We start from the raw sequence: 14,354 nt of genomic DNA, 5'->3' as shown, positions 1-14,354 counted from the left end.
AGATACCGAAATCGGAAGATACCCTCAAAGTCAGTTTGTGGAATGAAATTGAAGACGCCTGTCTGCGGATCGAGCGAAATGGCGCCCGTGTCGGAATGCTCGAGCAACGAATAAGTCAGGGAGTCTTCGTCGCTGTCACTAGCCGGCAAAACCCCTTGAAACGAACTGTTGATGGTTGATTCAAAATTAATTCCTCCCTGCACGATTGGTGGAGCGTTTTCGAGTTCGGCTTGGATTCTCACATTTTGAAATCCACCAAACAAATTTCCGTCAGCAGGACCACTGTATGGATAGATATTGTCGAGTTCGACGTTAGCGTCATTGGTCGAGATGGCCCGTGGTGTGGGGGCACCGTTAGGCACAAACACCAAGCCGACTCGGTGAGATGTCCCCAGGGCCATTGAATTGGGGTTGATCCGAAAGGTCAGATCACGCGTTTCCTGAGGCTCAAGTGTCAAGTAGTCAACGGCCTCACCGGTTTGCGTATCGAAAACCTCCGAAAACAACCTCCAATGAGCATGCTTTTTCAAATATCCGGTCGTTGTTGATGACGAAAGATTAGTCACACTGACATCAAGGTCTCGCACCACTTCAGGTTTGGCAATCACTATCTGCCCATCGACGCTGTCTCCAAACGTCACCTCGACGAGTTCGGGTTCTTCGACGTAATTCAACTGAATGTCATCGATCCACATCTTGGCCGGATACCCTATCTCGGGGTCGCTGAAATAGGGTGACAGGTCGACATAAAAGCGAGTAAGAAGTTCCCAGTAATTACCAGCTGGGCTTGTCGGATTCAGGGTGACCCCACCCGAACCAGTCCGTTGGTCCTGCGGAGACTCATTCAAGATGACGTGTATCCAGTCATCACCCGCCTGGTCATGACGCAATACAAGCTTGTGATAGAAGTGCCAATTGTCTGACTCGACGACTCGGGAACTGTTCTTTCCAGGGTTGTAATGATAGGTGCCGACATCCATCGTGCGAGAAATATTCGGATCGGCCGCATACTCACTTCGGAAACCGTCCTCGAAGCGAACCCAAAATTCAAGTCGGTTTGCCTGCATTCCACGTGGCAGAAAATAACCTCGATCGCTGTTCGATTGGCCAACCCATCCACCATTTTGAATGCCCTGTTTGACCCAGAAACCTGGAAGCCCCATTCCTGCGTCAAGGGATTCCACAAGCAGAGCTTGGCTTCCATTACGGCCTGCGCCCGGAGCGATTGAGAAAACATTGGCCCCCGAATCGCCCTTTGCTTGTACATAGGCAGACGCAGTGTCTCGCGGAGACTCAAGCAACCAGTCTGCATCCGGTACCTTGTCGACTTCAAAATCCAAGATGCTGTACGATGTCAGAGTCGCTCCTGAGAGAACGGTCCGCTTCTCCAATGATTCGATGGCAAGGTTGCGCTTAGACATTTGCTGTTTTCTTCCTCGCCTTGTGAAGACGAGTGCACAGTTGTCGACTGATGCCCTTTTAGTTCTGTCGAGAAAAGCAAGCTGCGTGGCAGCCGCTACAGTTGTTGCTCGAGGCAGTGGATCGTTTCCCCTGCAATGGCGCGTTGATCGAAACGACGAGGATGAGTTATTTTGAATCGGCCCCATTGATGGAGACGGCCCAGTAGTATAGGGGGAATAAAACCAAACCTCCAGTCACCGGTCCGTGGGCGATGAACCTCAAGCCCAACGTCGGGCATTTTCGATCAACTTCGAGCCGCATCCAAAGTTTTACGAGTGTCCCGAAGTCTCACGGGGATCGATGTCACGAATGAGTTACGATCGGATGTCGGAGCCAACTGTTCATCGCTCAATGCCAAATTCGACGGTGGCTTTGTCTTCCGCTGCTGATTTGCCAGTCACTCAGCTGATTCTGAATCTTTCTAAAAGCCATGAGACAGTATTGAATTGTCAGCGTGTTGAGGCATTGGCATGTTTTTCCTTGTCCAGAGAAAATACCCCCCCGCCCCCCTCATGGGGACCGTCTTGCGCCCGCGGAATCGCCGTATGTTTTGCCTTAATGGATCTCAGTGCTGATCTGCCTGGTTGTCCAACGGTCGCGCCGGCATTTTGGTCGCGCCCGTATTGCAGTGTCTAGGTTCAGCTTGCGGTGGGTAAGCTGGAAAAGAATCTGAGGCAACCTTGGTCGCCAAAATCCAGCTAGCCGCAGGACGGTGTTTGTTTCTTTTAACGCGGTTCAAAGCCCAAGTCGTGGCGTGTGGCGAGAAGAGCCTCTATTTTGCCTATGCCCCCTGGTTTTCAGGCCCTGGGCGGGTCGCTTGGTGCTGTTCCGAGTTGTTGGTGCTGTCCGGATTTGTGAGTAGCGAAGGAAGTTATGGAGTAGCAGGCTGCATGATTTCCACCCCCCAAAAAAAAGATTTAGTGACTTGAAGTGATGGTTTTGATCAGTCATACTGGAAATTCGAATTAAGAGGAAAGAGCTAGATATATGTTTAACCGACTCAAACTAACGTTCATGCTGCTATCGATCGCGCTTTGCGTGACGTGCGTTAGCCAATGTGACGCTAGTTTTGTAGTTGATGTCGAAGGAAGCAGCATTGCTGCTAAGCAGCAGCAATCTTCAGCGCCGCGAGGCGCCCAGGAAGACGCGGTCGATCCTTCTGAAGAAGATCATTGGGCGGCCTTCGAATTTCAAATGAACTCAGCCGCATCGCTGGGTGGGCTTGATTCCGGTGGAGGTGATGGTCCAACATCTGGATCTTCCTCAGCGATTGTACGGGATCTGCTCTTTCCTGACTTTAATGGCAGCTTCGGCCTCAGGTTGGCCTCTTCACTAAGACTCCCTCACTCACCGGTGTGCGAACTTTTTCGGCCGCCGCGAGGCGATCACAGCTAGTTTTGATCTTTTGTAATTAAAAAGTTGTGATTAATGTTTATTAGAGGGTTTTTGAAATGTCTAAGAAAATTATTGTTTGTTTGACTGTTGCTCTGGCTGTGGCTTTTGTCCAAAAGTCCGATGCTTCGTTGCAGGTTTCTATCACGCAGGGTGGTCCAGCGTACACCGTGTTAGATAATGGCGCGGGCGACTTTGACCCGATCGCTGGTTCGATGTATGTGTCGACAGCTACGTGGGTATCACTCGGAGTGGTCGACGTGGACACGTTAAACACGACCGCTACTTCTTCTCAAACGACTGCTTTAGCTAGGCTGACCGAAACCAATATCCAGATTGCTTCGAACATAGGAACATCTTTCACCTTTGTTGCTTCAGACGACACTTACACTGGACCGGGTAATGTCGGTAACATCTACAGTGTGTCCAATCAGTTGGCTGTTACTGGGTTGGATGGAGAGATCAGCGCTTCGCAAACAAGTTCGCTTGATGGTACTAGCTCAAGTGCAGTCACCCTCAGTAACTTGACTGGTGGTGATGTGCAAAGTGACGCGTCAAACTTCAGTGCTACTCGAACTGGAGATCCGGCATTCGAGCTCTCCAACTCGACAGACTTCGTCTTGGGCGCTGCTTCGGCAGGTTCGTGGACACACACAACGACCGCCGCTGCCGTGCCAGAGCCAGCTACCTTCGTAGTTTGGGGATTGCTCGCCTGCCTTGGTGCGTGTGTCGCTCGTGTTCGACGTAATCGTTAAGTCAAGATTTGGCGATAAGAAAGTTAACTAGAAAACGCTGGCAGCTTAAGCTGCCAGCGTTTTTTTGCATTAGGCCCCTGCGTTTTCTGGTGGTAACCAAAGTTGATTGGGGGCCGTCCGAGTGAACCTGCATTGTGGTTTTGCTTTCAGGGGAGAATCAGTCGATTTTGTTTTCGTCGCAGGAGATTTCGTGTTCTGGTTCGCTGGCAGTCATTGTTGCCGCGACGCGGCCCAGCTCGCAGTTGGGTATTGAGGTGTGTTGGTAAATGGAGTTTCGAATCGGTTCAGTTGTTTCCAGTGTGTTAATGCTTTTGATCGTTGCAATTAATTCTAATGGACTCAAAAATATTGCGTAAGCAGAGCTTTCCTGGCAGAATGCGGGCTCTTTATTACGTGGTGAGTTATGGTTCCTCAAGTCAAGGAAGGCATGGTGGTGCAAAAGCTGATGGTTTTGGTTCGTTGTCCGATAGCGATGGTTTTCTTTCTTGAAAAACGCACTTTCAATAGATGTTGAGGACTATTTCCAAGTGACGGGCTTCGAGTCCGGAGTGAAACGTTCCGATTGGGCGGATTTTGACTGTCGGGTTGAAGAGTCAACCAGCCGCTTTTTGGATTTGGTCGATTCGCACAACGTCAAGGCAACCTTTTTTGTGCTCGGATGGATAGCGGAGCGTTTTCCATCGCTCGTGCGAAGGATTTATAATTCTGGACACGAAATCGGTTCTCATACATACTGGCATAGGTTGATTTACCAGCAGACGCCCGAGGAGTTTCGAGCCGATCTTCGAAGATCAAAAAACGTTCTGGAACAGGTGATAGGAGGGGCCGTCTCAAGTTTTCGCGCTCCTAGTTTTTCCATCACTCCGGCGAATACTTGGGCTTTCGAGATCTTGGTCGAAGAGGGGTTTGAGGTAGATTCAAGTTTATTCCCGACGAGCTTTCATGACCGCTACGGGTTCAGTGATTCACCCTTAGGAATGCACCAAATTTCGACGCCAAGTGGATTAATTAAAGAGTTTCCGATGACGGTCTGTCGTCGGGGTCTCTGGAATGTGCCTGTTTCGGGTGGCGGTTATTTTCGTTTATTCCCACTGGCCGCTACGATTAATTTGTTGAAGCGAGTGAACGCCGAAGGTCGACCCTTTGTATTTTACCTTCATCCTTGGGAGCTTGACCCACAACAACCTCGGGTGAAATTAGGCAGTAGGCTCACGCGTTTTCGCCACTACGTTAATCTCCACAGCACGGAGTCTAAGCTAGACTTGCTACTCGCGAACTTTCGGTTTGGTCGTATCAGCGACGTCGTTGGTGAGCAAGAAATAACAACAACCATCCAACATGATAGTCAGTTGGCGACTCCATGCGTGGCGGGGCGATAAGGGATGACTAGTAAACAGAAGGCACACGCTAAAAAGAAATCGCCCGTTAAGCCGCCTGAGGTGGTTCAATCTGACGAGGGACGACGAGGTATGGGAGCAGGTCTGCCGATGTTGTGTGGGCTTGTGCTCTTAGCGATCGGCGGTTGGTCATATTGGCCAAGCCTCGTTGAATTTGTCAATATCTGGGAGACTGAGCCCGATTACTCGCATGGGTATTTGGTCTTGCCAATCAGCCTAATTTTTCTTTATCTGAACCGTAGTTCCTTTCCGAAAGATTTGGTTCAACCGGAGCTTTTCGCTGGGGGCCTCACTGTAATCGCCGCACTTGCCATTCGGTATGTTGCCGGATACTACTTCTACACTCCGGTCGAGAATTGGACAATCCTTCTCTGGCTCGCTGGTATCGTTCTGGCGTTGGGGGGAAGGCATCTGCTTTGGTGGTGTTTGCCATCCATTTGTTTCCTTTGGTTTGCGATTCCACTTCCGTACGTCGCAGAAGTTGCTCTGCGGATGCCACTGCAGCGGGTTGCTACGGAAATCAGTACGTCAGTCCTTGTGATTCTTGGGCAGCCGGCAATTGCAGAGGCGAATGTTATTCGCATCGGGGACGAGCGTTTTGGTGTGGAAGAAGCATGTTCGGGGATTCGTATTTTCTTCGGAATTGCTGCGTTTGCGTTTGCGTTGCTTGTCGTCGCAAAACGAACTTGGTTGGCCAGTGGCCTTGTCATGCTGGCTGTGCTGCCTGTGGCGGTTTTGGCGAATGTGACGCGTATTGTCGGCACGTGCCTCTTGTACGAACAGATGGGAAGCGAGGCTGCAAAAAAGTTTTCGCACGACTTTGCAGGATTTTTGATGGTTCCATTTGCCGGAGCATTACTGTGTCTCATGCTTTGGGTGATTGGGAAAGTCTTCCCTGAGGAATCGGTAGTGGAAGCCAGCGAATTTTTCCGAGAAGCTCGGCGACCTAGCGTCTCTGGGCCTGAGGAGTGACCTTGGTGTGGTGCCAACACAGCTTGTAACGACACGAGTAATTGACAATGTGCAGTTGAGGTTTTCATGACAAAATACCCTCCGAAGCAGGCCTTGACAAACCGGAATGCTCAAGCGGATCTTGTCGTTGGTCGACCGAGTTCTTCCGCGTACGGTCCTGGCCCTGGAAGTGAGTCCAGCGAGAGCGATAAGATTTTGCAGTATCTGCGGCTTGTCTGGTCGGCACAGGTTCGGTGGTGGAAGGTCACGATTCCTATTGGAATCGTTTTAGCTTCCGGTCTGGGGCTTGTCCTCTGGTACGCCATCAAGCCGGAGTATGTTGCCTCTTCTGTGCTACGAATCAAGAGTCGCGCTCCGCGTTTGGTCTATCAGAAGGAAGATTCCAGTCAGTTCGTCAGCACACAGTTGAACCTATTTGGGACCCGTGCCGTCGTTGCCCCTGCTCTTTCGGGGCTTTACAAGAAGTTCCCCGAGATCGCAAAAAATGAAGACCCGTTTCGATGGGTCCAAACCAATTTGCGAGTCAACCTCGTGTCGAAATCGGAGCTTGTACGCGTTCAATTCACAGACACAAATCCATTGGCTGCAAAAGATGTGGTGCAAGCGGTAGTTAATTCTTACATGACTTATCATCGAGACTATGGCAAGCGATATGAGCGTGCGATGGTTGAATTGCTCCAGGAAGAGAAAGATCGCCGCGAGGTGACACTGCAGGAATTGCGAAAGAATGTTCAAAAACTGGGGCGATCGGTGGCTGCAATCCACGGAACTGATTCGGTCCAAGATCCGTTGGATCCAATGCAGTCGATTCAGGATTTGCTGGTTCGTACAGAAGTAGATATCGAAGTCGCGAAGGCCCGAAAGCATGCTTTGAACCAGCATTTGAATGCGAATCCGGTTGAAGTGTCGGAGGCAGATTTGAAGACTTATTATCAAACCCAAACAGGTTACCAGGATCTGCAGAAATTAAAAAAAGAGATCGCGGAGAGATTGAGTCAATGGGAAGCAGCCTTTGTTGATCCGACCAACTCGGACCGCTATCAAGAAATGAAAAAGCAGGCGGCTGAGATCGACGAAAAGATTGCCAACCACCAGGCTGAATTCAAAAAATCTGGGCGAGAAGCGATTCTGAGCCAGCTGAACGGCAACCGGAGTCAGCTTTTAAGAGATGTTGAAGAAGAGATCCTACAGAAAGAAGCGATTCGAGATTATCTGGACAAAAAGGTTGTCAGGCAAAGGGGTGTTCGCGGAGATGCCAATGCCGATCAGCTTGAGCTTGAGTTTGCGAAAAATGAATTGCAGCGTCACGAGGCAGTTTACGAGCAGATTTCTTCGCGAATTGTGACTTTGCGAACGGAACAATTTGCTCCAGCCCGAGTTGAGCTTGTTGATGAAGCAATTCTTCCGACCAGAGCAGTCGCTAGCCCTTGGGCGTCGATTGGTGTTGGTTGTTTCGGTGCGTTAATGGTGCCGCTTGGTTTTGTCGTGCTCTACGAGTTCTTTGTGCAACGTGTGACGGATTCCGCTCGTGTGCAGGAGCATCAAGTTGAAGTTCTTGGTGAGATTGCGGTTTTACCGAAGTATTTGCCGACACCATCCCAAAAGGAGAACGCCGGAAATCCGCCAACTTTGTTCGAGGAAAGTGTTGATCATCTTTGCAACAATCTTCGTCTCTCACCACAACTCTCGGATGCGCAGGTGATCTCTGTTGTAAGTGCGATTTCTGGTGAAGGTAAGACGCATGTGTCAACCCAGCTGGCCCTCAGCTTGGCGAGGTCTTCCAAGGAGCCTGTACTGCTAATGGAGACCGACTTTCGGTCGCCCGACATTAGCCGCATGTTGGGGGTCGAGACGGATTGGGGGTTGCTCGATGTGTTCCATGGGAATTGTACCGTAAATGATGCCATCGTTGCCTCGGTAGATCGGAATCTCGACGTTTTGACCTCAGGCCTTCAGCCACGAGATTTGCATGCTTTGTTACAGAAGCAATCGATCGATGAGCTGATGATCGAACTTCGCAAGCGATATCGGTACATCGTGATCGATACTCCACCAATTCTCGCCGCCGGCGAATCTCTTTTGTTTACCTGCCGATCCGATGTCGCCTTGATTTGCGTGCGTTGTGGATACAGTCGCATGGCTCAAATGTCCCAGGTGAGAAGACGAATTCAAAAAGTTTTTCACAATCCGATTGGTGTCGTGGTGAATGGAGTTCCAAAGCGGCAGTATGTTGCGGCTTACGGACAGTATGAGTATGTGAATGCATAGTGGAACGAAAGACCGCCTTAAGTAGATTCAGCGGATTTGGGGGCAGACATGATGAAGAAACGAATGGGTGTCAATTGGAAACTGTTGACCCTACTTTTCACTTTTGTACTTTTCGTTGGGGGAGTTGGCTACTGGTTGTATCAGCAGCAACGCGTTCGGGCCGCTGAGTCTTATCGACAGGAAGCTAGCAAATATATCGAGAACGAAGAATGGTATGCTGCATCGCAGGCTTTTTTTCGATACCTCAGTTTTCATCCCAGTGATGCGGATGCTTGGTTCGAATTGGCGGGAGCGTTTGACAAATCTGCAACAAAACCTGCCAAAAAAAAACGTTGTGTTGAATTGCATCTTCGGGCGATCGGGATTGTGGAAGCCGACGAGAGTGCAGATTCCCAGTCGCAAGCAGAGCGGTTGATCTCGCTAAGAAAGCGTCTGGCCGAGTTGTATCTCGATACTGGTGATACGGAGTTGGCCTTACAGACGTTACGATCACTGCCTGACGATCTTGCTGACGTGAAGCGATTTTATGCCTTGGCACGCTATCAGCAGGCGATCAACGATCCCTCTGTCGGACCAGACGCAGCACAGAAGCTCCTCGATGTTGTGAATTTACAGCCGGAGAGGATCCGTCTGGCAGTGATAACCTGCCAAGCACTGAGAAAGTTCGATCTGCCCGGTGCAACCAAAGAGGAAAGCAACCGTTTGGCTTCCAGTGTCATGGATCGGATGGTTGACTCACCAGCCAATGAGAAAAGTTCGGCGGCGAGGTTATCTCGTTACGATTGGCTCAGGCAGCAAGGCAGTGAGGCTGATCCTGATCTCGAGAAAGCCATCAAATTTGCGAAGGCCGAAGCGGATGATGAGGATCAAAGTGTAAGCGAGATGCTGGCAGTTGCTGAGGCTGCCATCGGCCGTGCTGCGGTCGGATCCACCCAAGAGCCTTGGCTATCAGGAGCCATGGTTCTGTTTGGTCGAGTCCTTGAAGTTGACCCGACTAGCGAGAATGCGATTCGTCGCTTGGGCGATGGACACCTCATGATGGATCAGCCGGAACAAGCGGTTGAAGTGTGGACTGAGGGTATTGAGAAGCTTTCCGAGATTGATGATGGTGCTCGAATACGAATGCGTTTGGCAGACAGCTATCTTGAACTCGAAGATTTCGAGAATGTGCGGAAGCAGATAGAGGGTTTGAACGCCATTGTTGATGTGTTGCTGAAGAAATCTTCCGGACCAAGAAATCGACGGTCTCTTGTGATGTTTGAAAATCAAGTTGACCTGTTGCGCGCCCTCCTTCACATTGCGGAAAATGAACCGAAGGAGGCGATGAAGCTTGCCAGCAGTACATTGGATTCCATGCCGGCGGTTCCCACCGACGCAACTGAAAATTTTCAACGGTTTCGCTTGGTTGCAACGTTGGGAAGCGCCTATTCAGCCTTGGACCAGTGGGGGAAAGCTGCTGCTGCGTATGAGCAGGCTGCATCGCTAATGCCAGGCAATCTAGGCATTGCTCGGCGGGCCGCTCAGGCTTGGCGGCAAGTTGGTGACAGCGGCAAGGCCGTCGCCATGATGTCGAATGTCGCAAAGGAAATTGCAAGCGAAGAGTTGGCATTGATCGACATTGCAGAACTCCAATACGAAAGACAAGCCCAACGAGCTCGTAATTTGAGGGACTGGTCCGAATTTGAGCAAACGCTGCAGAAAGCAGCCGATGTGGGAATTAATGACTGGAGACTAGAAATAGTGTCTCTCCTGAGATCGCTCATTGAATCCGGAGCTGATAGACAATCCGTCATTTTTGAACAGGTTGCCGAGTTAGGTGCGAAGAATGAGCAGGCTGCGCCGCTTTGGAGGCGTATTGCCAGGATTTATCAACGATTTAACAAGTTGGAAGAGTGCGATCTCGCGCTGGAGCAATTTCGGGAAATTACACCCGACGAGTGGCGTTACTTTCAACTAAAAGCCGAGATTTTGACTGCCCGTGATCAGAATGAGGAGGCCCTCGTTTTTCTTGAAAAGGCAATCGAAGGCGCTCCAGCAGAACAAGAAAATAACATTCGATCTTTGATCGCTAATATTTTTAGAGAATCATCTGCGATTGAGAAAGCGAAGGGAGTTTATCAGCAGATCCTTGAAAAAGATCCGAACGATATCACAGCCCTCGGGATGCTTGCGGAACTCACCCTGACTCAGGGTGACGAAGCTGCGACTGAGAAAGCAATTGCCAGGCTTCGCGAGGCGGAAGGAGATGAAGGTGTTTTTTGGCGATTTATCCAAGCGAATTTCTTCTTGAGGTCCGGGTCTACAGCGTCGCTTCGAAAAGCTACGGACCTGCAACGTGAAATTGTGGAACGGTCCCCTTCTTGGTCCCGTGGCCATGTCCTCTTGGGTGCCATTGAAGAAAGATTTCTGCGGTACGAACGTGCGGCCGATGCCTACGAAGAGGCGATCCGATTAAACGATCGCCGATTGTTGATTTATCAACGGTTGCTTCGTAATTTGTACCAATCTAAGCAGTTTGACAAAGCCGAAGCCTATCTGACACAGATTCAGGATACTGTCCCTAACTCTAACTTCTTTACGGCTATGACGGCTGCTGTGGCGGAGCAAACAAACAATTTGCCGGCCGCCTTACTGCAAGCAGATGCTGCCATCCAGGGGGATCCGTCAAATCCGATTGCTCGAATTTGGAAGTCTCAATTGCTTTTGTTGAGTGACGATGAGGAAGGGGCGGAAAAGGAATTAAGAGAGGCGGTAAAACTGTCGAAAGGCGAAGACTTAACCGCTTGGATCACCTTGTTCCGATTCTATTTAGTGAGTGACCCCGATCGGGCAAAACAATTGCTAGAGACGCTCGAAAGCAAAGAACTGAAAATGCCCATCGCGGAGCGAGCATTGCTGATTGGGGGGGGATGGGCTTCACTCGGGGAATCACAGAAAGCTGAAGAAATCCTGCGCTCGGCCACCGAGCAGACTCCGGAAGATGTACCGTTGCAGTTGTCTTTTGCACGCATTTTAGGTCAGACGAACCCCTCGGAGGCAGAATCGCTGTTGCGGCGTATCGTAAAAGAGAATCCTGGGTTACCGATTGCAAGGCGGTCGCTGGCGATCGCTCTTTCTCGAAACGGCACGGCAGATTCTTGGCAAGAGTTACAACAGCTGCTTGCGTTAGAAAATACAGGGGAAACGGGCACTATCGAAGATGTTCGATTGAAAGCTCACTTGTTGTTTCGACGTGGTGGACGGCAGGCGTTGAGTCAAGCGCGTATTCTTCTGTCGGAAATCGAGGAGGCTGGCAGCTTGACTCCGATGGATCAGATGTTGATTGCGTTGAGCATGGAGTCGGAGGGCAAGATTGGTGAGGCCGAGAAACATTGGCTGGCGCGTGCCGAGGCGCCTAACCAAACAGCAAAATCTTCCCAGTTACCTCTTATTCAGTTTTACGGTCGCCAACAACGATTCGACGACGCATTCAACCAGCTGATCCGTTTGGAAGCCTCGATGGCCAATACTGAACTTGACGAAATGCTTCTCTTGCTGCGTATGCGATTGAGGTTGTTTCTGTTGAGTGGTCGCGAATCTGAGATCGAAGCGGAGGTCAAAGATTATTTCCAACAGATGTTGAGGATTTTTCCGGACGAAAAGTTAACAATTTCTCAAGGGATTGGCCAAATACTATTGTCGTCGAATCAATTTTCTCTCGCCGAATCATGGCTACGACAAGCCTATGAGGCAGATCCAAAAATGATGACTGGCTTATCGGTCGCTCTTAGTCATTTAGGTCGCCATGATGAAGCTTTGGATTTGATCTTGGAGGGAAATCAAATATCCCAGCAGCCACTAACAATTCCGTTGCTGACGAATTTGTTGTCTGTTCTGTCCATCGGTTTACCTGACGAGTCGGCCTGGCTTCGTACCAATGAAATTTGGAATCGAGCTAGAGCTGATCAGCGCTTGCCCATGCAGTTGATTGTCTCAGCTGCTTTGATGTTGCAAGACCAAGAGCAGGAAGCGATCAGCCTATTGGAGGGATTGCTGAAACAGTATCCGGACGAATCGATTATTCAAAACAACCTTGCTACTTTGTTGGCTCAGACAAGTGATCGAAAGGAAGAGGCCTTAACGTTGATTAACAAGGCGATCGAGGCGCGGGGTGAGAAGCCTTTCTTACTCGATACGAAAAGCATTGTGCTTGTCGGCCTTGGTAAAGCTGACGAGGCGGTCACGCTTTTAGGCCATTTGGTACACGCTCCGAATCCAGATCCAAGAGTTTTGTTTCGGCTCGCCGCAGCTCAGATGAAAGCTGGAGACAATCGAGCGGCACTCCAGACTTTTGAGCGTGCTAAGCTTTTGGGGTTGGAGTCAACGATTATGTCACGTTCAGACCGCGTTACACTCGGCGAGCTGAATTTGCTGTCGGGTAACCACCAATGATCGCAAATTCCTTGCGATTGTATTGGTTGTTGAATATGCTGACTGACTAGCGTTAGTCCTTGTCTTCAGGATGGAGTAGGTATGCGAAAAAAACTGCGGTGGCTGCTTGCGACGGTCGTTATTGGCGGCCTGACAATCACATCGGGTTTAATGCAAGGTGCGTTCACACACCGTTGGGATGGGGAGCGTGAAGCGGTCGTTTTGGATTTGTCAATGATTCCGAAGGAAATCGGTCCTTGGCGGATGGTGTCCGAGCCCGAAGTTACCGAAGAAACAGTAGACATTCTTGAAGCCACAGGATGGGTACAACGTACTTATGTGAACAACCTAAATGGTGGCGTGGTGACTTTAGTGATCGTTGCAGGACCTCATGGACCAATTTCAGTACACGTGCCAGAGATATGCTACTCTAGTCAAGACTACGAGCAGCAAGGTCAGAGAGAAGTCGTTGACATTTCGCCGCATAGTTTTTGGCGAACTAGGTTCCGTACGAATGATTTGCAGCGTGCAAAAATGGACTCGTTCTACGCCTGGAGTGACGGAGCGTCCGGTTGGTTGGCGTCAGGCAATCCCAGGATTGAGTTTGCTGGCACGTCCACGCTTTACAAAATACAAATTGCGGTTGCGACTGCCGGAAATGAAGAATTATCGCGGGGTGAGGCAGGGAAAGTTTTTCTTGTCGACTTCCTTAAGAACGCTTGGCCACCCCCAGTGATGCGGATCGTTACACGATGAAACTAGTCGCGGAGAAATTCAGTGCCTCCCATGTTAGAAAAATTGTCCAACAATAGCTACGAATCCGTGCCAGAGCTTGGGCCGCTACGGATCGAGGCTGCTCCGTACTTCCGACGGAAGACGGTGCTCATTCGCTTTATCGCACTGCTACTGCTTGTACCAGCGTTGCCGCTGACTTGTGTGCTGGTCATGCTTGTGCGTTTGACGTCGAAGGGACCCGCGATCTACCGTCAGGTTCGATCTGGTAAGGACGGTCGCTCCTTCACGATGTACAAGTTGCGTTCGATGCGACTTGATGCAGAGTTGAGTACGGGCCCTGTTTGGTGCCAAGAAGACGATCCTCGTGTCACACCCGTCGGTCGCTTTCTGCGAGATCACCATCTTGATGAGATTCCTCAGTTGTTCAACATAGTGCGGGGTGAAATGGACCTCTTTGGCCCACGGCCGGAGCGTCCAGAGTTCACCGCTATATTGTCCAAAGAAATTCCTTTGTATATGGAACGGTTGAAGGTTTTGCCTGGTATCACTGGGCTCGCGCAAATCAACCTTCCGCCAGACACTGATTTGGCGAGCGTGAGGCGAAAGCTCAAGTTAGACATCGAGTACATTCAGAATGCCAGTTTGGGAATGGATTTGAGAATGTTCTGTGCGACTCTGTCGCGTCTATTTGGCGTTTCGGGTCCCGGCGTATTGCGGCTCACCCGACTTTATCGGCCGCTGAATGAGAGTGAGGGGTGCCGGTCAGAGACCACTCACAGTGCGGCCGCTGATGGTCGTGTTGCCGAATAGGCGTCTTTTTTGCGGAAATCTACCAGCCGCTGTCAGGAATTAGTGATCGATTCTTCGATTCCCGCCCTCAAATGTTTACGGTTGTGCGGGTTCGGATTTCTGAAATATCCACTCCAACGACGAATTCCTGCATCTTGCTACCACAAATGACCAA

The 14,354-nt window shown here is 50.3% G+C and carries 9 protein-coding genes; 8 read left to right on the top strand and 1 reads right to left on the bottom strand.

All coding sequences use genetic code 11. The features are described 5' to 3' along the window. Nucleotides 1-1,421, bottom strand: a 1,421-nt coding sequence (locus tag P8N76_17270; GenBank protein ID MDG2383425.1) for a hypothetical protein, incomplete at its 3' end; no start/stop codon positions are given. A gap of 1,027 nt (nt 1,422-2,448) precedes the next feature. Here P8N76_17270 and P8N76_17265 point away from each other — a divergent pair. From P8N76_17265 to P8N76_17230, 8 genes are all read left to right on the top strand, one after another. Next, complete coding sequence (locus tag P8N76_17265) at nt 2,449-2,856, top strand: hypothetical protein (GenBank protein MDG2383424.1); 408 nt, start codon at nt 2,449-2,451, stop codon at nt 2,854-2,856. Nucleotides 2,857-2,912: 56 nt separating this feature from the next. After that, nucleotides 2,913-3,608 (top strand): hypothetical protein, encoded by a 696-nt coding sequence (locus tag P8N76_17260; GenBank protein MDG2383423.1) that lies wholly within the window; start codon nt 2,913-2,915, stop codon nt 3,606-3,608. Nucleotides 3,609-4,093: 485 nt separating this feature from the next. Next, nucleotides 4,094-4,987 (top strand): DUF3473 domain-containing protein, encoded by an 894-nt coding sequence (locus P8N76_17255; GenBank protein ID MDG2383422.1) that lies wholly within the window; start codon nt 4,094-4,096, stop codon nt 4,985-4,987. A gap of 3 nt (nt 4,988-4,990) precedes the next feature. Then, nucleotides 4,991-5,977, top strand: coding sequence for an exosortase/archaeosortase family protein (locus P8N76_17250; GenBank protein ID MDG2383421.1), 987 nt, complete (start codon nt 4,991-4,993; stop codon nt 5,975-5,977). A 66-nt stretch (nt 5,978-6,043) separates the two neighbouring features. Next, nucleotides 6,044-8,245 carry an AAA family ATPase gene (locus P8N76_17245; GenBank protein ID MDG2383420.1) on the top strand — a complete coding sequence of 734 codons (2,202 nt, stop codon included), beginning with the start codon at nt 6,044-6,046 and terminating at the stop codon, nt 8,243-8,245. A 48-nt stretch (nt 8,246-8,293) separates the two neighbouring features. Next, nucleotides 8,294-12,676 carry a tetratricopeptide repeat protein gene (locus P8N76_17240; protein ID MDG2383419.1) on the top strand — a complete coding sequence of 1,461 codons (4,383 nt, stop codon included), beginning with the start codon at nt 8,294-8,296 and terminating at the stop codon, nt 12,674-12,676. Between the two features lie 81 nt (nt 12,677-12,757). Then, nucleotides 12,758-13,411 carry an exosortase-associated EpsI family protein gene (locus P8N76_17235; protein ID MDG2383418.1) on the top strand — a complete coding sequence of 218 codons (654 nt, stop codon included), beginning with the start codon at nt 12,758-12,760 and terminating at the stop codon, nt 13,409-13,411. Between the two features lie 30 nt (nt 13,412-13,441). Next, on the top strand, nt 13,442-14,200 hold the full coding sequence (locus P8N76_17230) for a sugar transferase (GenBank protein MDG2383417.1): 759 nt from the start codon (nt 13,442-13,444) through the stop codon (nt 14,198-14,200). Nucleotides 14,201-14,354 lie beyond the last annotated feature (154 nt).

This window comes from Pirellulaceae bacterium (assembly GCA_029243025.1).
Taxonomy (GTDB): domain Bacteria; phylum Planctomycetota; class Planctomycetia; order Pirellulales; family Pirellulaceae.
The sequence above is the reverse complement of the archived record's forward strand: the minus strand, read 5'-3'. Positions and strand labels throughout refer to the sequence as shown.